The 24,054-nt window shown below is 71.2% G+C and carries 18 protein-coding genes; 11 read left to right on the top strand and 7 right to left on the bottom strand.

Annotation, left to right across the window (positions count from 1 at the left end):
• Positions 1-51: 51 nt before the first annotated feature.
• Complete coding sequence (locus OWM54_RS10280; protein ID WP_267697365.1) at positions 52-741, bottom strand: TetR/AcrR family transcriptional regulator; 690 nt, start codon at positions 739-741, stop codon at positions 52-54.
• Positions 742-798: 57 nt separating this feature from the next.
• Positions 799-2,211 carry an amidohydrolase family protein gene (locus OWM54_RS10275; RefSeq protein WP_267697364.1) on the bottom strand — a complete coding sequence of 471 codons (1,413 nt, stop codon included), beginning with the start codon at positions 2,209-2,211 and terminating at the stop codon, positions 799-801.
• A 208-nt stretch (positions 2,212-2,419) separates the two neighbouring features.
• Between OWM54_RS10275 and OWM54_RS10270 the strand changes: the two genes are divergently transcribed.
• The 6 genes from OWM54_RS10270 to OWM54_RS10245 all read left to right on the top strand — a co-directional run bounded on the left by OWM54_RS10270 (position 2,420) and on the right by OWM54_RS10245 (position 10,583).
• A complete protein-coding gene (locus OWM54_RS10270; protein ID WP_267697363.1) occupies positions 2,420-4,066 on the top strand; it encodes a serine hydrolase in 1,647 nt (548 codons plus the stop codon).
• A 159-nt stretch (positions 4,067-4,225) separates the two neighbouring features.
• A complete protein-coding gene (locus tag OWM54_RS10265) occupies positions 4,226-5,344 on the top strand; it encodes a sensor histidine kinase (protein ID WP_267697362.1) in 1,119 nt (372 codons plus the stop codon).
• The gene (locus tag OWM54_RS10260; protein ID WP_267697361.1) at positions 5,341-6,144 is read left to right on the top strand and encodes a LytR/AlgR family response regulator transcription factor; all 804 of its coding nucleotides are present in this window, start codon (positions 5,341-5,343) and stop codon (positions 6,142-6,144) included. Before OWM54_RS10265 ends, OWM54_RS10260 begins: the two co-directional genes overlap by 4 nt.
• A gap of 129 nt (positions 6,145-6,273) precedes the next feature.
• The gene (locus OWM54_RS10255) at positions 6,274-7,446 is read left to right on the top strand and encodes a serine hydrolase domain-containing protein (protein ID WP_267697360.1); all 1,173 of its coding nucleotides are present in this window, start codon (positions 6,274-6,276) and stop codon (positions 7,444-7,446) included.
• Positions 7,447-7,518: 72 nt separating this feature from the next.
• The gene (locus OWM54_RS10250; RefSeq protein ID WP_223785471.1) at positions 7,519-7,860 is read left to right on the top strand and encodes a PadR family transcriptional regulator; all 342 of its coding nucleotides are present in this window, start codon (positions 7,519-7,521) and stop codon (positions 7,858-7,860) included.
• A 17-nt stretch (positions 7,861-7,877) separates the two neighbouring features.
• Positions 7,878-10,583 carry an ABC transporter permease gene (locus tag OWM54_RS10245; RefSeq protein WP_267697359.1) on the top strand — a complete coding sequence of 902 codons (2,706 nt, stop codon included), beginning with the start codon at positions 7,878-7,880 and terminating at the stop codon, positions 10,581-10,583.
• A gap of 7 nt (positions 10,584-10,590) precedes the next feature.
• On the opposite strand, the gene OWM54_RS10240 is transcribed toward OWM54_RS10245, so the two are convergent.
• Together OWM54_RS10240 and OWM54_RS10235 are read right to left on the bottom strand one after the other, a co-directional pair.
• Positions 10,591-11,457 carry a hypothetical protein gene (locus tag OWM54_RS10240; RefSeq protein ID WP_267697358.1) on the bottom strand — a complete coding sequence of 289 codons (867 nt, stop codon included), beginning with the start codon at positions 11,455-11,457 and terminating at the stop codon, positions 10,591-10,593.
• A gap of 105 nt (positions 11,458-11,562) precedes the next feature.
• Positions 11,563-12,333 (bottom strand): SDR family NAD(P)-dependent oxidoreductase, encoded by a 771-nt coding sequence (locus tag OWM54_RS10235; protein WP_267697357.1) that lies wholly within the window; start codon positions 12,331-12,333, stop codon positions 11,563-11,565.
• 124 nt (positions 12,334-12,457) lie between these two features.
• Between OWM54_RS10235 and OWM54_RS10230 the strand changes: the two genes are divergently transcribed.
• On the top strand, positions 12,458-12,889 hold the full coding sequence (locus OWM54_RS10230; protein WP_223750247.1) for a winged helix-turn-helix transcriptional regulator: 432 nt from the start codon (positions 12,458-12,460) through the stop codon (positions 12,887-12,889).
• Here the strand turns inward: OWM54_RS10230 and OWM54_RS10225 are convergent.
• On the bottom strand, positions 12,867-14,693 hold the full coding sequence (locus OWM54_RS10225; protein ID WP_267697356.1) for an aspartyl protease family protein: 1,827 nt from the start codon (positions 14,691-14,693) through the stop codon (positions 12,867-12,869). The genes OWM54_RS10230 and OWM54_RS10225 overlap by 23 nt on opposite strands.
• Positions 14,690-15,520 (bottom strand): TrmB family transcriptional regulator, encoded by an 831-nt coding sequence (locus OWM54_RS10220; RefSeq protein WP_267697355.1) that lies wholly within the window; start codon positions 15,518-15,520, stop codon positions 14,690-14,692. The genes OWM54_RS10225 and OWM54_RS10220 overlap by 4 nt, the downstream gene beginning before the upstream one ends.
• 211 nt (positions 15,521-15,731) lie before the next feature.
• On the opposite strand from OWM54_RS10220, the gene OWM54_RS10215 reads away from it, so the two are divergent.
• Complete coding sequence (locus OWM54_RS10215; RefSeq protein ID WP_223750250.1) at positions 15,732-16,658, top strand: DUF808 domain-containing protein; 927 nt, start codon at positions 15,732-15,734, stop codon at positions 16,656-16,658.
• Positions 16,659-16,754: 96 nt separating this feature from the next.
• Positions 16,755-19,004, top strand: a complete 2,250-nt coding sequence (locus OWM54_RS10210; RefSeq protein WP_267697354.1) for a S41 family peptidase — start codon at positions 16,755-16,757, stop codon at positions 19,002-19,004.
• 16 nt (positions 19,005-19,020) lie between these two features.
• Here OWM54_RS10210 and OWM54_RS10205 read toward each other — a convergent pair whose 3' ends face one another.
• The gene (locus OWM54_RS10205; protein WP_223750252.1) at positions 19,021-20,013 is read right to left on the bottom strand and encodes a hypothetical protein; all 993 of its coding nucleotides are present in this window, start codon (positions 20,011-20,013) and stop codon (positions 19,021-19,023) included.
• An 825-nt stretch (positions 20,014-20,838) separates the two neighbouring features.
• Here OWM54_RS10205 and OWM54_RS10200 point away from each other — a divergent pair.
• Together OWM54_RS10200 and OWM54_RS10195 are read left to right on the top strand one after the other, a co-directional pair.
• Positions 20,839-22,575 (top strand): FG-GAP-like repeat-containing protein, encoded by a 1,737-nt coding sequence (locus tag OWM54_RS10200; RefSeq protein ID WP_267697353.1) that lies wholly within the window; start codon positions 20,839-20,841, stop codon positions 22,573-22,575.
• Between the two features lie 336 nt (positions 22,576-22,911).
• Positions 22,912-23,976 (top strand): hypothetical protein, encoded by a 1,065-nt coding sequence (locus OWM54_RS10195; protein ID WP_223750254.1) that lies wholly within the window; start codon positions 22,912-22,914, stop codon positions 23,974-23,976.
• Positions 23,977-24,054 lie beyond the last annotated feature (78 nt).

The raw sequence follows: 24,054 nt of genomic DNA, 5'->3' as shown, positions 1-24,054 counted from the left end.
CCGCCGTCCGTCCGCGCCCTGGACGTCGGCTTCAAACGTGGAGCCGTCCGACTATCGCCCCCGGGGCTTCCTGGCGCGGTGTTGCTCCAGGCGTCGGCCGATTCCCTCCAGCATGAAGTCGAGGCTGTTCTGGAACTCGGCCTCGACATCGAGGGTCCGCATGCGCGTCAGCGTCTGCGCCACACCCGGGTAGTCCTTGGCTGGGAGCGCGAGGGCGGCGGCGTGGAAGCGCTGGAGGGGAGGGGGCGCATCCTCCTGCCTCGCGGCCCACTGCTCCTGGCGACGGATGGTGCCCGCGAGCCAGGAGAAGAACGTGTTGTGCAGGTCCCCCGCCTCGTGCCACGGCACGCCCGCCTCGTGCAGCTTCGTGACGGTTCTGTCCAGGACGACCAGCGCCCCGTGCACCGCGGGCCCTTCTTCCAGGAGGAAGTCCATCACCCCTCGATGCTCCAGCCCCAGCGCGCGCACCCGCATCGCCACTTCACGCAGCCAGTCCAGCGGCGCGAGGCTGGCGTCGGGGAGCACGAGCTGCTCGAAGATGTGCTCCACCACGTGGGCCACCAGCGCGTCGCGGTCTCCGACGTGGTGGTAGAAGGCCATGGGCGTCGCGCCGAGCCTGTCCGCCAGCGCGCGCATCGAGAGGTTTCGCAGCCCGTTCTCCCGCACGAGCTTCGCGGCCGTCTCGATGACGAGCGGACCGGACAGCCGAGGAGGCCGCCCTCTCGGTTTGGGGGTCTTCACTCCCGCGAACGTAGTCGGCTTCCAGGGGCGCGCAACCGGCTTCTGGGCCTCGTGTCGTCAGCGCGTGACAGTCGTCCCAGGTGCACGCCCCGCGCCCAGGTCCCAGTGCTCCTCCAGCCGCGCGTGTTCGGCGAGGAGCGCCGACATCCCGCCGACCCGTTCGAGCACCGCGTCGCGGGCCCGCAGCACCTGGCGTCGGACACCGGACACCTCCGTCCCCAGGAGGACGCCTCGGTGCTTCACGAGCTTTCCGCGCACCATCACCGACTCGACATTTCCCGCATGCGCCTGCATCACGATGGCGTCTCGCGGGGCCCCCAGCGGGCTCAGGTTCAGCGAGTCCGCCGAGAGCACGACCAGGTCCGCCTGCTTCCCGGGGCGCAGTGAGCCCGTGACGGCTCCCAGGCCGATGGCGTCCGCCGCGTCCTGCGTCACCATGCGAAGCAGCTGGCGGGCCTTCAGGTCCAGCCGTCGAGGCAGTCCCGCGAGCGCGTTCGCGCGTCCCCGCTCCGACTGGAGCGCGAGCCGCATCGCCGTGAACAGCTCACCCCCGTTGCTCGCCACGACGTCACAGCCCAGCGTGGTCCTCACCCCCGCGCGCAGGGCGCGCCCGACGATGGGGAACCCCATGCCCATCTGCAGCTCCGACTCCGGCGTCGCGCTGATGGAGCCGCCGTTGTTCGCGATGCGCGCCAGGTCCTCGTCCCCGCTGAACGTGCAGTGCACGAAGAGGAGGTCCGGACCGAGCAGCCCCTCACGCGCCAGCTGTTCGACCTCGCTCGGCCCGGTGACGGGCCACGCCGAGCAATGCAGGCTGATGGGGACCCCCAGCGCGCGCGCCGTGTGCACCTCCGCGCGGCTCTGCTCCCAGGGCACCTGCATCTCGGTGAGCGCGATGCCCAGGCGCACGCGACTGGAGTCCGAGGACAGGGGGCCCGCTCGCAGTCGGCGCGCGTCCGCGAAGCGATGTTCGGGGGAGGGGAAGGCCGGGCTTGGCGTGGGGCCCGGCGCGAAGCCGTAGGCGAAGAGGGCCTGGATGCCGGAGTCCTGGAGCCCCTGGAGCGCCGCGTCCGCGTGCTCCGGCGAGCTGATGCAGTGCGAGTAGTCGACCAGCGTGGTGATGCCCGCGTCGAGCGCCTCGAGCGCCCCCGCGAGCGTCCCCGCATGGAGGTCCTCGGGGCGGAACACCGGGGAGAGCTTCACGCGGACCGCGGCGAGGTAGTCCATCACCGTCCAGTCCGCGCCCAGCCCGCGCAGCGGTGTCTGCCAGGTGTGTCGATGCGTGTCGATGAGGCCTGGCATCACCAGCTTCCCGGTGAGCGGCAGCACCCGGCATCCCTCCGTGCTCAAGCCGCGCCCCATCGCCACGATGAGGCCGTCCTCGATGAGCAGGTCACCGCACGGGAGGTCTTCGTGCTCGGGGTCTCCCGTCACCACCGTCGCCCCCTGGAGAAGCCAGCGCTCCGCCATGTGTCTCTCTCCCGGGCCACGTCGGCGGCCCCATGACGCGTTTTCAGGATGATTTGTATAGGCCGTATATAAAGTCAACGTGAGGCCCCTGCCGTGAGGGCCGCGCCGCGCAACTGGACTTCGGGACGTTGCGCGCGTGCTGGCTGCTTCCCACCCTCCGCGCGCCGGTTCGTCGAAACCTCTTCGACGTCAGACCGAGGAGGCCGACATGGCGCAGGACGATGTGAACGGCTCGACATCCGTGTTGCCGCGCAGGGCGGTGTTGCAGGGGCTTGGCGCCGCGGGTGTCGGGGTGGCCGTGACGGGAGGCCCCTCGACGGCCCAGGCCGCCGTGCCCGCGCAGGTCTCTCGTGGGCCCACGGCCGCGCCGGTGCCGGCCTGCGGCGAAATCACCGCGGAGGGCGTGACGCGCGCGCTGGCGGTGCTCGAGGACATCATCAAGAAGGACAAGGCGGCCACCACCGTCCCGGGCATCGCGGTCGCCGTGGTGTACGACGGCGTCGTCCGCTACCTGAAGGGAATCGGGGAGAAGCAGGCGGGAGTCGCGGGCGACGTCGACCCGGACACCGTCTTCCAGCTGGCCTCCGTCTCCAAGCCCCTGAGCTCCACGGTGATTGCCGCCGCCCTGACGCGGCAGCTGTCCAAGGGGCAGGGCTGGAACGACACGCTCCAGTCGCTGCGCCCCGGCTTCACCCTGGCGGACCCGTGGGTGGGCCAGCACGTCACCGTCGCCGACATGTTCTCGCATCGCAGCGGCCTGCCGGACCATGCGGGAGATCTGCTCGAGGACCTCGGCTACACCGGCGAGCAGATCATCTCGAAGCTCGCGCTGTATCCCCTGTCCCGCTTCCGCGACACGTATGCCTATACGAACTATGGGCTCACGGCCGGCGCGGTGGCGTTCGCGGCGTCCACGGGGCGCTCGTGGGGAGACCTGGCGCGCGAGGTGCTCTTCGCTCCCTTGGGGATGACCAGCGCGAACTATTCCTTCGCGGAGCTGCAGGCGAGCAAGAACCGCGCGGCGCTGCACACGCTGGTGAACGGTCGGTGGACGCCGGACCTGGGCGCGAACAATGACGGCCAGGCGCCCGCGGGGGGCGCCAACGCGTCCGTGCGAGACCTGGCCCGGTGGCTGACGATGCTGCTCGCGGGCGGCGTCGTCCCGGGCCTCCAGGGGCCGCTCGTGGACACCGCGGGGCTGCAAGCCATCTGGCGTCCGCAGAGCGTCACGCATGGGCCCGAGGAGCTCGGAGGCCGCAGCGGCTTCTACGGCCTGGGCTGGAACGTCGACTACGAGAACACCGGGGAGCTGCGGCTGAGCCACTCGGGGGCCTTCGGGCGCGGCGCCGCGACGAGCATCCTCCTGTATCCGTCGAAGAAGCTGGGCATCGCGGTGCTGACGAACGCGGACCCTCGGGGACTGCCGGAGGCCATCGCCGCCGAGTTCGTGGACATCGTCCGCTACAACGCCTCGACGCGGAACTGGCTCGCCTACCTGGGGCCCATCGTGTCCGAGCCCGTCACCGAGGACCAGACGAAGTACTCGCGGCCCGCGGTGAATCCGACGCCGCCGCGAAACCTGGGCGCCTACGTCGGCACGTATCCGAACCGCGTCTACGGCGACCTCACCGTGTCGCTCCAGCAGGGCGTGCTGTCCTTCACCGTGGGGCCCGCGGGCAAGCGCTTCCCGCTCATGCACTACAGCGGCGACGAGTTCTTCTTCCAGACCACGGGAGAGAACGCCTCCGGGTTCTCCGGCGCCATCTTCACCTTCGCGCGCAACCGGGCCGCCTCGCTGACCATCAACGCGTGGAATCGCGACAAGCTGGGCGTGTTCACCCGTCGCCAGGCGTGACGTGGAGAGCAGGCGGGCGGGCCCGTTGGCTGCACGCTGGTGCCCGTTGGCTGCACCCGCTCGGAGGTGGCCGGGTTCGGGCGTAGACTCCGACGCCGCGTGGAATCCACCTCTCGTGTCGCGAGCCCACTGCTGTCATCCCCCGGCGCGACGCTCGGGGTGTCGGCTCGGGCCGAGCCGCTCCCGCTGGCGCACCGGCTGCCGCTGTTGATGCTCGTCTACGCGGTGCCGGGCGTCATCGCCGCGCTTCATACCTGGGTCTACGCCCAGGCCAAGGACCCCAGCTATTCCTTCACCCGGGCGCTGCTGGTGCAGTTGCCTCCCTGGCAGTACTGGGCCTTCGCCACGCCGGTGGTGCTGGGGCTGGGGCGGCGCTTCCGCCTGGAGCGAGGCGTCTGGCCCCGGGCGCTCGCGGTCCACGTCGCGGCCCTCGCCGCGCTCATGGTTCCGTACGTGACGCTCATCTACTTCGTGTCGCGGACCGCGGGGGAGAAGTGGCTCGCGGAGACGTCGCTCGGACAGATGCTGCCGTTGATGATGGCCAAGCACGTCATCACGTCCCTGCTCATCTACGGGACCCTGGTCGCCATCGGCTATGCCGTGGAGTACCACCACCGCTACCGCGAGGGAGAGCTGGTCCAGTCCCAGCTCGAGACGCGCCTGGCCCATGCGCAACTGGATGTCCTGCGCGCCCAGCTCCACCCGCACTTCCTCTTCAACACGCTCAACGCCATCTCCGTCCTCGTGCGCAAGCAGGACACCGCGGGCTCCATCCGCATGCTCACCGGCGTGAGTGAGCTGTTGCGCATGGCCCTCAACTCCACCGGACGGCAGTGGGTCCCCCTGCACGAGGACCTGGACTTCCTGGAGCGCTACCTGGACATCGAGCAGACCCGCTTCCAGGACCGGCTCCAGGTGGTGCGCGCCATCGACCCCGTCACGCTCGGCGCGCTGGTGCCCAGCCTCATCCTCCAGCCGCTGGTGGAGAACGCCATCAAGCACGGGCTCGCCGCGCGCTCGGGCTCGGGCTGCGTGGAGCTGCGCGCCTCGCGCGAGGGGCCGCGGCTGGTGCTGGAAGTGCTCGATGACGGTCCTGGATTGGCTCCGGGGTGGGAGCGCCAGGATGGCGGCATCGGGGTCGCCAACGTGCGGGCGCGACTCCACCAGCTCTACGCGGACCGTTACGTCTTCTCGCTGGAGAACCGCCCCGAGGGCGGTGTGCGGGCCCGGCTGGAGCTGCCCTTCCAGTCCGCTTCGTCCGAGGCGCTCGGGGCATGAACGCGGCCGCCGCCATCCGCACGCTCGTCGTGGACGATGAGCCCCTGGCTCGCGAGGGGCTGCGCCTGCTCCTGGCCTCGGACCCCGAGGTCACCGTGGTGGGGGAGGCGGGCAACGGACCGGACGCCGTGCGCCTCATCCGCGAGCAGCGCCCGGACCTGGTGCTGCTCGATGTGCAGATGCCGGAGCTCAATGGGTTCGAGGTGCTCGCCCGGCTCGCCCCAGGGGAGGTGCCCGCGGTCATCTTCGTCACCGCGTATGACCGCTACGCGCTGCGCGCCTTCGACATCCACGCGCTCGACTATCTGCTCAAGCCGTTCCGCGACGAGCGCTTCCACGACGCCGTCGGCCGCGCCAAGGCGCACCTGCGCATGGCGCGCATGTCGGACTTGAGCCACCGGTTGTTGTCGGTGCTCTCCACCTATGGAGAGCGTGACGTCGCGCCACAGGTCGCCCCGGCCGTCCCCGCGGAGCCGTGGGTGCGCAGGCTCGCCATCCGTGACACGGGCCGCGTGGTGTTCCTCGATGTGGACGAAATCGAGTACCTGGAGGCCGCCGACTACTACGTGCAGATCCACGCGGGCGGGAAGTCGCACCTCCACCGCGAGACGCTGCAGAGCCTGGAGGCGCGGCTGGACCCGGAGCGCTTCATGCGCATCCACCGCTCCATCATCGTCAACTCGCGGCGCATCCGTGAGCTGCGCAGCGAGGGGCGAAGGGACCTCGTGGTGGTGCTCGCGGGTGGGGCCGAGCTGCGCGTGGCTCGGAGCCACCGCGAGAAGCTCCAGCACCTGCGCTGAGAGCCGGTCCGTTCGCCGCGCCGTCAAGCCAGCCCGCCGCGCGCCTGGACCCACCGGCTGAACACTCCACCCGCGTGACGCCCGCGAGGGCACGGTGTCTCCCGTTCCCCCGCATCACGAGGACACGTCATGCCCGCCCCAGCCGCACCTCTCGCTCTTCGTACGACCGCACGGCTCATCGCCCTGGCCCTGACCACCTGGCTCACCACGACCCCAGTGTGGGCCGCGCCGGAGGCGTCGTATCCGCTCCCGCCCGTCTCCTCACGGCATGCGTCGAGCATCGAGAAGGGGCGCGCCTTCGCGCGCGAGCTGCTCGCGAGCAAGCACCTGCCGGGGCTCTCCGTGGCCGTCGCGCAGCACGGCCAGGTCCTCTGGTCCGAGGGCTTCGGCTACGCGGACCTGGAGCAGCACGTCCCCGTGACACCGCTCACGCGCTTCCGCGTGGGGAGCATCTCCAAGGTCTTCACCGCCGCCGCCGTCGCGCGTCTGGTGGAGGAGGGGCGCCTGGACCTGGATGCCCCCGTCCAGAAGTACGTCCCCACCTTCCCGAAGAAGCAGTGGCCCGTGACGACCCGCCAGCTCACCGGACACGTGGCGGGCGTGCGCCACTACGTGGACAAGGACGAGGTCATCTTCCAACAGGCGAAGCACTTCGACAGCGTCGCCCGGGGCCTGGAGCTCTTCCAGGCGGACCCGCTCCTGTTCGAGCCGGGCACGCGCTACGCCTACTCCAGCTACGGCTGGAACCTGGTGAGCGCCGTCATCGAGGGCGCCTCCGGCGAGGAGTTCCTGCGCCACCTGCACCGCTCCGTCCTCGAGCCGCTGGGCCTGCGCCACACGGGCGCGGACCATCCCCATCAGCTGATTCCGGACCGCACGCGCTTCTATGCGCCGGGCCCCTCCGGGACCCACCTGCACGCGGCCCACGTCGACAACAGCTACAAGTGGGCCGGAGGCGGCCTGCTCTCCACCGCCGAGGACCTGGTGCGGTTCGGCTCCGCGCACCTGCAGCCCGGCTTCCTGCGCGAGCAGACCCTGGCGCTCCTCTTCACGTCGCAGAAGCTCCAGTCCGGCAAGGAGACGGGCGTGGGCATCGGCTGGCGGCTCGGCGTCACCCCCCAGGGGCGGCGCTTCTTCCACCACCGGGGCGCCATCGAAGGCGGCCGCGGCCTGCTGCTGCTCTTCCCGGACTCGCGGCTCGTCGTCGCCCTGCTCACCAACATGTACGCGGACGTCGTCGAGGAGCACGCCTCCCAGCTCGCCGAACTGTTCCTCTCCGAGCCCGCACGCGCCTCACCGTGAGCGCCGGCACCCGCTCCCCTTGACGTTCTAGGGGAGTGGCGCTATCTACCCCTAGACATTCTAGGGGACACGATGCAGACCGAGCTGCTGCAGGGCACGTTGGACATGCTCATCCTCAAGACGCTGACCGGCGGGCCCATGCATGGCTACGCGGTGGCGAGCTGGCTCCAGCGCACGACGGACGACGCGCTGCGGGTGGAGGAGGGCTCGCTGTACCCGGCGCTGCACCGCATGACGAAGCGGGGCTGGGTGAAGGCGGACTGGGGTGTGTCCGAGAACAACCGCCGCGCGAAGTTCTACACGCTGACGGCGGAGGGCCGCAGGCAGCTCGCGCAGGAGGCCTCCTCCTGGGAGCGGATGACCGAGGCCGTGTCGAAGGTGCTCCAGGCCCGGCCCGTGATGCAGGGCGCCTGAGGAAAGGACCGCGTCCCATGCGCTGGATGAAAGACCGCTATCACGCGCTGCGCGCGCTCGTGCGTCGCGGGCAGCTGGAGGACGACGTGGCGGAGGAGCTGGAGTTCCACCTCGCCATGCGCACCGAGGAGTACGTGGCCCGGGGAATGACCCCCGAGGCGGCGCGCGCGGAGGCGCTCGCGCGCTTCGGTGATGTGAAGGCCTATCGGGAGGAGACCCACGTGATTGACGAGCGCATGGCACGCGAGGAGCGCCGCACGGAGCTCTGGGACATGGTGGCGCGCGAGACGCGCCAGGCGCTGCGCTCCTTGGCTCGCAGCCCGTCCTTCGCGGTGATGGCGGTGCTCACCCTCGCGCTCGGGTTGGGGGCGACGACGGCGCTGTTCTCCGTGGTGGACGCGGTGGTGCTGCGCCCGCTGCCGTACGCGGACCCGGAGCGGCTGGTCTGGCTGGACAGCCCGGTGCCGAGGCTCGCGCCGGAGGCCCGGTGGGACCTGTCCGTGGCCGGCTACCACCACTTCCAGAAGGAGGCCCGCGGCTTCGCGTCCCTGGGGGCGCTCGACACGTCCAACGGCAGCCTCGCCGCCGAGGAGGGCGCGCTGCGCGTGGACGTGGCGCTGGTGTCGGCCAGCCTGATGGACGTGCTGCGCGCGCGGCCCGCGCTCGGCCGCATCATCACCCCGGAGGTGGATGCGCCCGGCGCGCCTCGCACCGTGGTGCTCGGCTACGACTTCTGGGTGCGGCAGTACGGCGCGGACCCGAAGGTGCTGGGCACGTCGATACGGCTGGATGACGAGCCCACGGAGGTCATCGGCGTCATGGCGCCGGGCCTCCACCTGCCGGACGACACCGTGGACCTGTGGCGGCCGCTGCAACTGGACCCGACGAGCCCGCCGGAGAACTCGCACTGGGTCCGGGCCGCGGGCCGGCTGAAGGACGGCGTCACGCTGGAGCAGGCTCGGGCCGAGCTCGCCACGCTGACCACGCGCCTGCCGGAGCTCTTCCCGCTCGCGTACACCGAGAGCTTCATGCGGGACACGGGCTTCACCACCCGGGTGTCGCCCCTGGCCCGGCACGTGGTCGGGGACGCGGACCGCGTGTTGTGGATCCTCCTGGGCTCGGTGGCGCTGGTGCTGCTCATCGCGTGCGCCAATGTCGCCAACCTCTTCCTCGTGCGCTCGGAGGCGCGCTCCCGGGAGCTGGCGGTGCGCACCGCGCTGGGCGCCGGCCGGCGGGACCTGGCCTGGCATGCGCTCACGGAGAGCCTGCTGTTGTGTGGCGTCGCCGCCGGGCTGGGGCTCGTGCTCGCGCACGGGGCGCTGAGCCTGCTGGTCTCGATGGAGCCCTCGGGGCTTCCGCGTCTGCGGGAGATTGGCCTGGACTGGCGCGGCGGGGTGTTCGCCGGAGGGCTGGCGCTGCTGGCGGGCGTCGTCTTCGGGCTCTTCCCGCTGCTCGGGGGGGACAAGGCGCTGGCGCGGCTGCGCGAGTCGGGCCGGGGGCTGACGTCCTCGCGCCGCAGCCAGGCCGTGCGCGGAGGGATGGTGGTGGGGCAGGTGGGGCTGGCGGTGGTGCTGCTGGCCGCCGCGGGGTTGATGCTGCGCAGCTACTGGACGCTGCACCGGGTGGACCCGGGGCTGGACTCGCGCGACGTGCTCACGTTCGACATCGTGCTGCCTCGCACGCGCTACACGGGCTACGACGAGGTGAACCGCTTCTACGGTGAGCTGCTGTCGCGCATCGAGGCGCTGCCCGGGGTGAAGAGCGCCAGCCTGTCCACGCACCTGCCGCTGGGCCGCTTCGGAGGCTGCGCCGCCCTGGCCGTCGAGGGGATGTCCCAGGAGCCCTCCAAGATGCCCTGCGTCACCACGCCCGGCGTGGCGCCCGGGTACTTCAAGGCCCTGGGCATCCCGCTGGTGCAGGGGCGTGAGCTGACGTGGGATGACCTGGAGCAGAAGTCGGATGGGGTGGTGGTGACGCAGGCGCTCGCCGAGCGGCTCTGGCCGGGGCAGGACCCGCTGGGCAAGGGCATCCGGGGCAACGGCTTCGGTCCGCCGTTCTACAAGGTCGTCGGCGTGACGGGGCCGCTGCGGGCCCACGGGTTGGACCAGGCGCCGTCGGAGGCGGTGTTCTTCCCGCTCGCGCCGGCCGCGGACCTGCCGCTGTGGGGGCCGCGCCGCTCGCCCGCCGTGGTGGTGCGCACGGCCACCTCCCGCCCGGAGTCGCTGACGCCCGAAATCCGGCGCATCCTGGCGCGGATGGACGGCACGGTGCCGCTGGCCAACGCGCAGACGATGGACCGCGTGCTGGCGAAGTCGCCGTCGGTGGCGCGGGCGTCCTTCACCCTGTTCCTGCTCGGCATCGCCGGGGGGATGGCGCTGCTCTTGAGCGCGGTGGGGCTCTACGGCGTCATCGCCTTCATCGTGGGCCAGCGACGCGGGGAGATGGGCATCCGGCTGGCATTGGGAGCCCGCGCGGCGCAGGTGGCGGGCATGGTGGTGCTCCAGTCGCTGCGCTTCACGGGGCTGGGCATCGTGCTCGGGCTCTTGGGGGCGCTGTTGATGGGGCAGGTGCTGGGGGCGCTGCTCTTCGAGGTGAGCGCCACGGACCCGCTGGTGCTGGCGGCGGTGTGCGCGCTGCTCGCCGCCCTGGCGGTGGTGGCGAGCTTCGGGCCCGCGCGCCGTGCCGCGCGCGTGGACCCGGCCGAGGTGCTGCGCTCGGAGTAGCCTCCCGCTACTTCACTTCGATGAAGGCCACGGGCGCGCCGCCGTTGGACCAGGACAGCGCCTGGTCGCAGGTGAAGGCCCACTGGGCCGCGGCCCAGACGGGATAGAGGCCCGGCTGGGTGGGCGCGGTGAGCGAGAAGGTGCTGTTCGTGGCGCTCGTCGTGCCCATGCCATTGTAGATGCACGTCTTGGAGCCCTGGTCGATTCCGAAGACCAGCTGGGCCCAGCAGCCGGGGCAGCCGCCCGACCCCGGGTCGAGCTTGTAGTCGGTGGTGATGTCGACGCGAGCCCCCGGGAAGACGTTGATCTTGTGCGAGCTGTTCCCGTTCAGCCGGAGGTTGTTGACCCTGCCCCAGCTCCACTCCCACGGGTCGGCGTAGACGCCGATGAGCCCGAAGGCCGGTCCGCTCACCGCCGCCCCGAGCGCCGCGGCGCAGTCCGGCGCGCGCGTGTGATTGCCGTGCACCTTGTGGATGCCCGGGGTCGTGGGCGCGATGAGCTCCACGTCAGCGTGGCTCTGCACGGGACCGACGCCATCGAAGGCGCACGCGCCGGTGCCATCCTGCACCCCGAACACGAGCTGGTTGTTGCACCCGATGCACGGGTCCGCCCCCACGAAGTAGTCCGTGGACAGGGAGAAGGGCTTGCCCGGCGCCACCGCCACGGTGCGATGCCCCGACCCCAGGGACACGTCCGTCACGTTCGCGAACGGGGGCCAGTCGAAGGAGGTGGTGGGGGGGATGACCACGGCGCTCTCCGACTCGCCCAGCGTGGCCTCCGACTCCATTCCAGGCGGCGGTGCCGCCTCGCAGCCCACGAGCCCCAACCCCACCACGAGACTCCAGCTCCACAGCCTCGACGCGTTCAAGGACATACGTCCTCCGGGATGTGGTGCTTCGTCGACGGGGCCTGTTCCCCGTGCGCGAGCACCACACCTGGACGACGCGGGCCTGGGTTGTTTGTTATTTCGCGCGCGCCGTCAGAGCCGATAGCCGCCGGTGACCTCGATGCGCTGGCCGGTGACCCAGCCCGTCTCCGGCGCGAGCAGCATGGCGATGACACCCGCGACGTCCTCGGGCTGTCCCAGGCGCCCCATGGGCGTCTGTTCGATGACGGTCTTCTGGAGGGCGGGGTCCTTCATGACGCCGCCGCCGAAGTCGGTGACGATGCCTCCGGGCGCGACGACATTCACCGCGATGCGCCGCGCGCCCAGCTCGACGGCGAGCGTCCGGGTGAGCACCTCGAGGGCGCCCTTGGCCGCCGAGTAGACCGAGAGCCCCGGGAGGGCGTAGCGGGCCAGCCCCGTCGACACGTTGACGATGCGCCCGCCGTCGGCGAGCAGGGGCAAGAGCTTCTGCGTCAGGAAGAAGGGGCCCTTGAAGTGCACGGCGAGGAGCTCGTCGAACAGGGCCTCGCTCGTCTCGACGAAGGGCGCGTAGCCGCCGACGCCCGCGTTGTGGACCAGGGACTCGAAGCGCTCGCGGCCCCACGTCTGCTTCAGGGCCTCGCGCACCTGGGACACGAAGGCGTCGAACGTGTCCGTCGCGCCGACATCGAGCCGCAGGGCCACGGCCTTGCGCCCAAGGGCCCGGATGGCCTGGACGACCTCTTGCGCCTCCTGGTGTCCCGAGCGGTAGGTGACGATGACGTCGCTGCCTCGCTCGGCGAGCGCCAGCGCGGCGCTCCGGCCCAGGCCCCGGCTGGCGCCGGTGATGAGGGCGATGGGGACCTGCCTGGTGGCTTCGGACATGGGCGTATTCCTCTCTCGTGCCGCGTGATTGCTGGCCTGAGTTGTAAATACGCCCCGTCCCGGGAACTATAGACCTTTTCCCCCTCTACGGACGTCTTCGTTCCCTAGGAACCCGGAGGTAACCATGCCCATCGTGAAGGAGCTCCCGCTGGTGCCCGCGGAGCGCGCGCTGAAGGTGATTGGCGGGCGCTGGAAGATCTTCGTCCTCTACTTCCTCTTCGAGGGACCCAAGCGGCTGTCGGAGCTGCGACGGGTGATTCCGGGCGTGAGCCAGAAGGTGCTGGTGCAGCAGCTGCGCGAGATGGAGCTGCACGGCGTCGTCGCGCGCGAGGTGTTCGCGGAGGTGCCGCCGCGCGTCGTGTACACGGCCACCGCGCTGGGGCTCAGCCTGCGGCCCATCGTGGGCGCGCTGTGTGATTGGGGCAAGCACCACGCCGCCGAGCTGCGCGCCCTCGACGAGCCGGCGCCGACGGGCGCGTCATCGAGGCGACGGGCACCCGCGACGCGAGCGGGTACCGCCGCCCGCCCGGCCGTCAGTAGTAGTCGCGCAGGGTGAGCCTGCGCTGCTCGCCGCCCTTCACCGTGAGGACCACCGTCTGGCCGCTGGCGCGATACCGCCAGCTGGACCGCGCCTGGTTCGACGCGTCGGGGCCGAGCGGCTTGCCGTCGATGGCGACAATCTCCTCGCCCACCTTCCAGCCCGCGGCCTCCGCGGGGCTCCCGGGCGCGACCAGCTTCACCTCGAGCCGGCCCTCCGAGGAGGGGAGCACGAGCAGGCCGGACCGGTCCTTGCGGAAGGGCTGACGCAGGGCCCGCGCGTCGGGCACGAGCATCAGCGTGTCCGTCTGGTAGTCGGTGAGCATCCGGAAGCGCGCGAGGACGCCCAGGCCCAGGTTGCCGAGCAGCCGGTCCGAGGTGGAGATGCTGTTGCCGGCGTCGTCGAACACCGTGGGCACGTTTTCCAGCGTGACGCCCGCCAGCTCGATGTGCTTCAGCGTCGCCACGTCGCGCTCCCTCAGGCCGCCCACGGCGCCGGACAACGTCTTGGAGCTGGGCCGTCCCTCCAGCAGCCGGGCCTCCTCCCAGTACGCGGGGAAGAGCGAGAGCGCGCCGCCGTTGCCCACGTCGAACAGCACGGGGATGGCGGGCCGGCCCTCGATGGAGAGCTGCACCGCGCGCTGCCCGCCCGCGGACTCCACCAGCGGCAGCCGCACCGCCTTCGCGGGCGGCTTGAAGTGGGCGCGGTCGTGGAAGGCGACGCGCCGGTTCGGGAAGTCCACGTCCACCACGAGCTGATGGAAGGCCTCCTTGCCCAGGATGACGGGCAGCGGGTGTCCCAGCATCCGCGCGACGGGGGCCAGGTCGATGACCGCCACCGTCAACCCCGTCAGCCTGAGGTTGCCCATCCCGATGTCCACGCCCGACGCGAACTGCGCCTGCGCCTGTCCGCCGCTGCCCACCGCCGCGACCTGGCCCTCCGTCTTCAGCCCCAGCGTGCGGGCGTAGGCCGCGTCCACCACCGTCATCTCCGCGCCGCTGTCGAGCAGCACCTGCGTCGGCTTGCCGTTCACCCTGGCCGGGATGAAGACGCGGTTGTCGTCGAAGAACTCGAACGGGAGGAAGCCCGTGGTGTGGCGGCCGTTCGTGAAGCGCGCCTTGCGCACGTCCTGGGGACGCTCGAACACCGCGGGCGCGATGGGCACGTTGAGCTCCAGCGTCTCCACCACCGTGCGCGAGTCGGAGTCCGGGTTGTCGGTGAGCTCCTCCTCCAGGAAGGGCATGCGCACGCCCTCCACCTGCCGCCAGTCCCCCAGGCGCACGAAGCGCGTGACGTTGTTCTCGCGGATGCGCAGGCCGTGGAGCGCTCCAGTGGCGTCGTCGAGGAACAGGTCATAGAGGTCCTCGTCGCCGAAGGTGACGCGCACCACCTTCCAGGCGCGGCCATCCCGCGTCTCATCGGCGCGGGGCTCGAGCTTCGCGCCGTCGCCCCCTCGCAGCGCGGTCCCCAGCTCCAACGCCAGCTGGTGCCGCGCGTCGCGGGCGTCGGTGGGCGAGGCATCCTCCACCTGACCGCTGGCGTTGAGCTTCCAGCCGCCCTCGGGCGTGAAGGCCATCGAGTGGCGCACCACCCCGAAGTCCTCGTCGTGGCGGACGCGTCCGTCGCGATGGCTCCAGGACTCCATCGTCCCCTGGAGCCCGGAGGTCGAGGTCTTCCCTCGGACATGGAGGCTCTCCAGGCGCGTGAAGGCGTCCCCACCGCGCCACGCGAGGTGACGCTCGATGAGCGTCCGCGTCGCGTCCGCGGGGGCGGTGAGAGGGAGGAGCACGAGGGCCAACAGGAGCGGGAGCAGGGGTCTCATGGGGTGTTTCCGCGCTTGGGGGTGGAGGGCTGGCTCACGAGCTGCCGCAGTCCGGGCGGGCTCGAGCCGACGAGGGAGAAGGCGCGTGACAGCCGGGCGCGCGTGGCCTGGGGCGCGCTCAGGCGCACCTCCGCGGACAGCCCGCTGTGTTGCAGACAGGAGAGGTAGCCGCTGTCGCTCCAGATGGCCTGCTTGACGCCGGCGCCGTCGGGGGTGAGCAGCGCGACCAGGAACTCGCGTGCGTCGACCACGAGCGTGAGCTGCGCGCCCGGCCAGCGCTCGCGCACGAACTCCGCGTTGGAGGACAGCACGCAGTCGAAGGCCACCTTGGGCGTCTCGTCGTAGACGAGCCCCGCGATGGCCACGTCGCGCGCGCTCGCCTCCGTGAGGGCGGGGACGAGCGCGGTGAAGGGGGGAGGGAAGAGGTCGAAGAGCACCTGCTCGGTGGCCGAGGCAATCATCGCCCGCGCGCGCTCCATCACCTGCGCGGTGCTCTTCAGGTGGTAGATGCGGTCGTCCTGCGCGGGGGCGTGCAGCTTGCGCAGCGCGCTCGCCGCCTCGCTCCTGCGCGTCTCGAAGCCCCGCTGCAGCGCGGCGAGCACCTCGTCCGGAGGCACGGGACGAAACGAGCGCGGCTCGCCTTCCTCCACCAGCACCGCCCCCTTGTGCTCCAGCGACGCGAGCGCCTGGTAGATGCTCGGCGGCGCCTTCCCCAGCGCCTGCGCCAGGCGGTAGCCCGTGGCCGGCGCCCCCTTCAGCAGCTCGCAGTACACCCGCGCCTCGACCTCGGTGAACCCGAGCGCCACCAGCCCTTCATCCGCGTTCATGGGGTTGTTATTACTCGCGGATAATAATAGTCAAGCCGATGAAGCGGCCCGGGGTGCTCGCCTGCCTTCCCGGGGGAGGACTTTCGCGTTCCGGGGCGCCTGCTTAGGGAGGTCCGAGGGCCCCGCGCGAAGCCGTGCCCCGGACTCCCCGCTGTGCTAATCCGTCCTGGCGGTACAGCGACGTCCCTCACCTCCCTCGGGAAGACACTTCATGGCCGGCAGCAGTCTGATTGCGCTCATCGACGACATCGCGACCATCCTGGATGACGTCTCCATCCTGACGAAGGTGGCGGCGAAGAAGACGGCAGGCGTGCTCGGAGACGACCTGGCGCTCAACGCCCAGCAGGTGACGGGCGTGAACGCGGACCGCGAGCTGCCGGTGGTGTGGGCGGTGGCGAAGGGCTCGCTGGTCAACAAGGCCATCCTGGTGCCGGCGGCGCTGGCCATCAGCGCGCTGGCGCCGTGGCTGGTGACGCCGCTGCTCATGGTGGGCGGCGCTTACCTGTGCTTCGAGGGCTTCGAGAAGATCGCCCACAAGTTCCTGCACGGCGCGGAGGACGAGGCGCACAAGGCGGAGCTGCGCGAGGCGCTGGCGAACCCGGCCGTGGACCTGGTGGCGCTGGAGAAGGACAAGATCAAGGGCGCGGTGCGCACCGACTTCATCCTCTCCGCCGAAATCATCGCGATCACCCTGGGCACCGTGGCCGCGGCGACCTTCGCCACCCGCGTCTCGGTGCTGGTGGGCATCGCGCTCATCATGACGGTGGGCGTGTACGGGCTGGTGGCCGGCATCGTGAAGCTGGACGACGCGGGGCTCTACCTCAGCCGTCAGGCCAGCGGCTTCCAGCGCGGCCTGGGCGCGGGCATCCTCCGCGCGGCGCCGATGCTGATGAAGTTCCTCTCCGTGGCGGGCACGGCGGCCATGTTCCTGGTGGGCGGCGGCATCCTCGTGCACGGCGTCTCCACCCTGCACCACATGGAAGAGTCGTTCACGGCCTGGGCCTCGTCGGCGCCCGGCGTGGGCAGCATCCTGGGCGGCCTGGCCCCCATGCTGCTCAACGGCGCGGTGGGTCTGGCCGCGGGCGGCGTGCTGGTGCTCCTGCTCACGCTGGGCCAGAAGCTGGTGAAGAAGAAGTAGCGGCGCGCGAAGCCCGGGTGGTTGCGTCACCCGTGCGAAGTCGGGTGAGCTGCGCGCAGGTCGCAAGCTCCACCCCGAGGTCGGGAGGATGTCCCGATGACGCGCGCGCTGCTCCAGCGAATCTCCCTGTGGTCCCTGGCCCTCCTGTGTCTCACGGGGGCGGCGCCGCCCGGTGCCACCACCGCCGACACGACCGAGGCCCTGCGCGCGGAGCGTCGGGTGCGGCTGGTGAAGCTGTGGGGCGATGTCCGCTTCCGGCACCCCTGGGCCTTCTCCATGCCCGCCGAGTGGGACGCGGCCTTCCTCGCCGCGCTCCCCAAGGTGGAGGCCGCGAGGGACGCGCGCGAATACGCCGCCGCCGTGCAGGGGATGCTCGCGGTGCTCGGTGATCCAGCGACGCTGGTGGAGCCCGAGACGCCCGTCGTCCGGAAGGAGCCCGCGCCGGCCCTGCGTCCGCTCAAGAGCTGGGAGAAGGACGTCCTGGTGCTGGACCTGCGCAACCTCCTGGGGCCGGAGGCGTTCGCGACCTTCCGTGAGCTGAGCACCACGCTCGACGCGGAGGCCGCCCGCGCGCGCGCGGTGGTTCTGGACCTCCGCATGCGCGGGCTCGAGCGCTATGGCGCCTCGTGGGTGGCGTCGCGGCTGCTGCCGCACTTCATCGAAGGCGAGCTGAGCGTGCCGGGGCTTCGCGAAGTGGCCCACGCGGGGCTGCGCGCGCAGGATGGCACGGACGGCACCTACCACACCGAGCTCGTCGCCTCCGCCAGTGAGCTGCTTGTGGGCACCCCGGGACGCAAGCCCGCGCGGCTCGTGTTCCTGGTCGATGAGGACTCCGCGCTCGATGTCGCCATCCTGGCCCTGCGCGCCCAGGGAAAGGCGCTCCTGGTGGCCGAGGGGCCGCTGAGCATCGCGTCCCTGAATCACCAGCTCCCCGTGCCGTTGGGCGAGGGCTTCCAGGCGCTGGTGAGCCTGGATGAGCCGGTGTTGCCGCTCGAGGCGGACGTGAAGCGGCCCGCGCGCGCGACGACGACGGGGCCCGACGAGGGGCTGCGGCAGGCGCTCGCGCTGGCGAACCGGCCTCCCAAGGCGGCGGCGGTGGCACTGTCTTCCAGGCCCGTCCCCGCCTGGCGCCCCGAGCCGGCGTATCCGGACGCGCTCCAGCCCTCGCGGGAGCTGCGGCTGCTCGCGGGGGCCAAGTTCTGGAGCGTGGTTCAATTCTTCTTTCCCTACCACTCGCTGCTGAGCCGTCCCTGGGAGGCGCGGCTGCCCGGGCTGCTCCAGAAGCTGGAGGCCGCGAAGGATGCGCAGGCGTATGCGCTGACGTTGGTCGAGGCGGCCACGTGGCTCGAGGACGGGCACGCCCAGATGCGAGGCCACCCCGAGCTGGAGCGCTTCTATGGCGCCTCGTTGCCCATCTGGCTCACCGACCTCGACGGCAAGGCCGTGGTGCTGGAGGTGTTCGTCCCGGAGGCCGTGCCGGGCCTGGCCGTGGGGGATGTCATCGAGACCTTCAATGGCGAGCCCTTCGAGGCGAGGGTCCGTCGCGTCACGCCCTACGTGGCGGCGTCGACGCCGCAGATGCTGCGGGACTTCCGCCTGCGCCGCGCGGCGTCGGCGCCGGACGGCACCGTGTCCACGCTGGGCGTGCGCGGGCCCCAGGGCTTGCGGGAGGTGAAGGGCACGCATCGGCGCGGGATTCCACCCCAGGCGCAGGTGGGGAGCCCCTGGCGGATGTTGGAGGGCAACATCGGCTTCGTGGACCTGGGGCTGCTGGAGGAGCAGCAGGTCCCCGCGATGTTCGAGGCGCTGAAGGACACGCGCGGCATCGTGTTCGACCTGCGGGACTATCCGCGCGGCACGATGTGGGCGCTCGGGCCGTACCTCGACGTGAAGGGCTCGCGTCCGTATGCCGTGTATGAGCGCCCGCTGGTGCGGGGCCTGCGTTCGAGCCAGCTGAAGTCCAGTGACGCCGTGCCGGCGCGCCCGGGCCCGAAGTACCGGGGCCGCACGGTGACGCTCATCGACGCGCGCGCCATCAGCCAGGCCGAGCACGTGGGGCTCCTGCTGGCGGCCACCACGGACACCGTCTTCGTGGGCAGCCCCACCACGGGGACGGACGGAGACGTCACCCGGGCGCTGCTGCCCGGAGGGGTGGTCTTCTACTTCACCGGGCAGGCGGTGCTGCACGGCGACGGGCGGCAGCTCCAGAAGAAGGGACTGGAGCCGCACGTGAAGGTGCGGCCCACGCTCGCGGGGCTGCAGGCGGGCCGCGACGAGCTGCTCGAGCGCGCGCTCCAGGTGCTGCGCGAGGAGCCCGCGCCGAAGGCCGCCACCCGGAGGGAGTGAGGGCGGCGGCGCGTGGCTACTGCTGCAAGTAGCCGGAGGCCTGGATGAAGGCCTTCACCGCGGCGACGTCGCCGTAGTCGAGCTGAATCATCTCCCGGAGGGCCGCGCGCTTGTCGGCGGCCCGCGCGTGGTAGCCCCGGGCAATCTCGTAGCCCACGTAGTAGCCGAGGTCCGACACGCCGAAGGTGTTGGTGGGCGCGTTGTAGAGCCAGTCCGTCAGGGACGCGCCGTCCATCTGCGCGACGAAGTGTTCGCGGATGGCGTCCGCGTGCGCGGGGCCGTAGCGGTACATCTCCAGCGGGGGGCGCTTGCCGGTGACCTGCTCGGCGACGAACTCGGCCACGCCCTCGTAGACGACGCGCGAGGCGAGCACGTCCGCCATGTCTCGCTGCTGCGTGTGCACGTACTCGTGGACGTTGTTCTGGCCGTTGTTGTCGATGGGGCGCGTGGCGAAGAAGGCGCCCAGGCGGGTCTTCATCGGCTCGGGGAACTCGGACACGTCCACCGACTCGTCCGTGAGCGCAATCTCCGCGCCGATGAGCACCTTGTCGCCGAGCGTCGTGCCGCCGGTGCGCATGGCGCCGATGGCGTAGGTGATGGTGGCGGGCCGCAGCTCGGGATACAGCTTCCGCAAGGTGGCCAGGTCCTGCTCCAACGACGCGGCCGCGCTCCGGGCCCGCGCCGTCAGCGGGCGGACGGAGGCCCAGTACCTGGGATAGCGGGTGATGACGTCCGCGTAGGACTGGGCCGTGTAGTCACGCGCCTGCATCAGGGCGTGCAGCCCGGGGCTCCCCGGGTCGATGTAGAGGCGCTGGAGGAGGGCGGCGCGCTCGGCGACATCCGGGGTCGCCACCGCGGCGTCGTGGGCCACCCAGAAGCGCTCGATGTCCTCCGTCACCACGGCGGTGGACGCGGCGACGGTCGGGGATGCGAGGGACGTCTCGGGGGGCTTCAACGTGGGGGCGCACCCCATGAGGAGGGCCGCCAGTACCGCTGTTCTCCACTGCATTCGGTGCTCCAGGAATCCCCCCAAGGTGATGTCCCTATACCCGGGCCGCCCTGTCTCCGCATTCGCGCACCGCGCTGTCCATGCGAATCGTGACGGCTGTGTCGGGAGTTCCGTGGTCTTCTGCCCCGAGAACCTGGAGGCGACACGTTGGTGAGCAAGCGACTGAGGGGCCTGAGTCTGTGTGCGTGGGGGGTCTGCCTCGCCTGTGGTGACTCGACGTCGGAGGACGCCTGTGATGGCCCGCCGCCGGGCGGTGCCTCGGCTATCGAGTGCAGGGCCGGGTGCGGCTACCAGTGTGGACAGCAGTGCGCGGATGTCTGCGCTGCGGGAGGTTGTTGGTCCTGCTCGGCGGGGACGTGGAGGAACCAGCCCATCGATTGCGTCCCCACGTGCCCCTGATGGGCACGGCCGCCACGGACGCTTCACGGAGAGGGAAGCTGAAGCCCAGCGCGAGGAGCACGCCCATCGCGAGCCCCAGCAAGAGGCCCAGGCTCAACCGGGCGAAGCCTCCGCCCGCGCTCAGGGCGCCGCCCAGCGTTCCGCCGACGGTGGATGCAACCCACAACAGGCTCAGCATGTCCCACAGGCTCACCATGAATGACCTCGGCGCTGCGAATCATGGCCCCTGACCCGGGTCTGATTCAGCGCGCGGTGTGAGTGAAGCGGGATGCGCTGTGCAGGGAAGGGGGCGGCGTGCCCTCCGCCTCACAGTCCCTGTGCCATGCGGTGCACGCCTCGCACCTGTCCTCCTCGGGGCGCGCATGGGCATATGGCTTGCTCAGCGGGCCGTCCATGGCTGGCCGGGGCTCTTCGAACAGGGACGGAATGATGCTTCATGTGCATGCGCGCGGCTTCGTGGCCACGCTGCTGGTGGGATTGCTCGGGGTGTGCGCGGGTTGTGGCTCCAGCGGTGGAGGCGAGGGGCCTCCGCCGAAGCCGGAGCCCGAGGTGACGGTGCCGGGCGCGCCGACGGAGGTCCAGGCGCAGGCCGGTGTCCGCTCCGCGCAGGTGAGCTGGAAGGCGCCCGCCTCGAACGGTGGCGGCGCCATCGTGAAGTACACGGTGACGGGCACCGGCGGCGTCACCACCACGACGACCGGCGCCACGACCGCGCTGGTGGCCGGGCTCGCCGACAACACGAGCTACACCTTCCACGTCCGCGCCACCAACGCCGCCGGTGACGGGCCGGAGTCGGGCTCCTCGGCCCCCGTGACGACGCTGGCCCTGCCGGGCGCCCCACGCATCCTCGAGGTCTTCCCCGGGAACTCGACGCTCCAGGTGAGCTGGGCGCCGCCCGACTCGGATGGAGGCGCGAGGGTGCAGTCGTATGTCGTCGAGCTCCTCGATGCCGCCACCCCGCGCTCCGAGGCGACGCTGAGCACCAGCGTGCTGCTCACCGGGCTGACGCCGGAGACGGAGTACCAGGTCGTCGTCCGCGCGGTGACCGCGGTGGGGAAGGGGCCGCCCTCGGCGCCTCGGCTGTCGAAGACCCGGTGTGACAACGTCGGCTGGACGAAGCTCCCCCAGGTCGCCGTGGAGGCGGAGCTCCGGGGACTGGTCGCGGGGGACTTCGACAAGGACGGGAAGCCGGACCTCGCCGGGACCCGGATGACCGAGAGGACGGTGGCGAGCTACCTCGGACAGGGCGAGGGGCGCGTGCGCAAGCAGGGAGAGTTCGGCGTCGGCGCGGACCCGCAGCAGGTCCTCACCGGCGACTTCAACAACGACTCGCTGCTGGACGTGGCGGTGCTCAACACGCGCAGCCAGACGGTGAGCGTGCTGCCCGGGCTCGGCAACGGCGACTTCGGCGAGGGACGCAGCACGCTCACCGGCGCGGGGCCGTGGGCGATGACGACCGCGGACTTCGACGGTGATGGGAACCTGGATGTCTTCACCGTCAATACGAGCCTCTCGACGGGCAGCTCGACGCTGAGCTGGATGAGGGGGAATGGGTTCGGCGCGCTCACCCGGCAGGACTTCAACCTCCCCTTCGCCGCGCTCACCGTCACCACGGCGGACTTCGACGGGGACGGACACCTGGATGTGGCGCTCCCCGCGTCGCTCGTCTCCGACGTCTACGTCTACTTCGGCTCGGGAGACGGCAACTCGTTCCGCTCGGGCGCTCGCTACTCCGCCCAGAACCAGCCCAGGCACGTGGCGGCCGCTGACTTCAATCACGATGGCCGGGCGGACCTGTTGGTGACGAGCAAGGGAGATTCCTTCAACGAACCCGAGGTGAGCGTGGGGCTGGGCCGAGGCAACGGCACGTTCGATGCCGCGAAGCGCTTCCCCGTGCTGGGTGAAGTGGGCGCGCTGCTCGTGGCGGACTTCGACCAGGACGGCCACCTGGATGTCGCGGTGACGCACGACGAATCGAAGACGGTCAGCTTCCTGCGCGGCCTGGGAGATGGCTCGTTCGCGGCGAGGAGGGACGTGGTGCTGGACGCCATGCCGCGCGGGCTCGCGGCCGGGAACTTCAGCGGCGGTGACCGGCTGGAGGTGATGGTGAGCCAGGTGGGCTCGACGTCCCTCACGCTGCTGTCGACGACCTGCCTGCCGTGACACGACGCCCCGCGCCGGTACCGCGTGTGCCGGAGCGGGGGGCGCGGCTTCAGCCCATGTGGCTGCCTTCCCCTTTCCTCCTCGACCCCGTCGAGCTGCGTGGCGCCGTCCCGGAGACCGAGGCGCCCAAGCTCCGCGCGTTGCTCGACTGCCGCGCATCGCCCTGGGCTCTCGGCCCCGGCGAGGCCACCGCGAAGTGGCGGTGGCACCCGCGTAGGGGGCTCGCCATGACGGCCCTGTCACGAAAGGACGGGGCCTGCTCAGCGCCTCCAGAGGGAGCGGCCCCTGCGCCCGATCTTGCAATGAAGCCCCGGCTCATTGGCCAAGGGGGTTCCCATGCGATGGATTCGCGCGTTGACACTGGGTGGTTTGACGTGGGTGGTCGGCTGTACCGAGAGCAAGGTCGCGGATGACCTGGACATCGTCCTGAAGGGGCGCCTGGTCGACGAGGCGGGCGCGGCGTTGCCCGAGGCGATGTTGAAGGTCTACCGCAGCGACAACTCGTCGTGTGCGTTCGCGGGCTTCACGGCGAGCTGGAAGTCGGTGAAGGCCCGCGCGGATGGCACGTTCGAGCTGGACCTGTTGGGAGCGGACACGCGCAACGGGAGCATCGCGCGCTGCTTCGTCCTCCGCTCGCCGGCGCAGCGTGAGGGTCGGAGCGTCTCCGCCGCGTTCCTCGTGCAGGAGTCGGAGGTCCAGCTGCCCGTGCTGCAGGAGTGGACCGGCACGATGACGGCCACCGAGGAGGCGGGAGGGGTGAGCGTGGGCTTCCGCTCCCTGCGCGCGACGCACGGGCTGGAGAGCGATGGGCACGTGTTGTCCGTGCGCCCCTCGCTGCGTGAGGCCTGGCGGGTGACGGATGCCGTGTCGCCCGTGCGCCTGAGCGACTACGTCCTCGAGGACGCGGCGGGGCTCGAGGCGTTCGTCAGCGTCGAGCGTGACGCGAAGGCGGGCTCGGAGTCGGTGAGCCTCACCTATGTCAGCGATGAGCGGGCCCTGCCTCGCCGGGCGCTCGTCCCCGTGAGCCGTGGCGCGACGTGCACGTACCTGAACGCGGAGACGCCGTGCCGCCTCACGAACGGAGAGCTGGATGGGCTCGTGCTCTTCCAGACGGGCGTCCAGGAGGTCGTGGTGCAGCTGGCCAGGCCGGTGGTGCCACGCAAGGCGGTGCTGCGCAACTTCGAGGTGTCCGGCGCCGTGAACGAGCTGGTGCTGGAGGGCAGCGCCGACGGCACGCAGTGGGTGCCCCTGGCCAACCTGCTCGAGGGCACGGGCGCGCGGCCCTTCGTGGAGGTGGACCTGACCGGCACGACGGCCGTGTCCCAGGTCCGGGTGAAGGCGGTCCCGCGCGAGACGACGGGGCAGCTGCGCTCGCTGGGGCAGCTCTCCCTCTTCGAGTAGCGACGGCTTCACGAGAGAGGGCGCACCGGTCGCGGGAGAGGCCCGGTGCGCCCGCGAGCTGGGTGTCAATACAGGCCG

This window comes from Myxococcus sp. MISCRS1, from assembly GCF_026626605.1.
In the GTDB taxonomy this organism is placed as follows: domain Bacteria; phylum Myxococcota; class Myxococcia; order Myxococcales; family Myxococcaceae; genus Myxococcus; species Myxococcus fulvus.
This window is presented reverse-complemented; position numbering and strand designations above follow the sequence as displayed.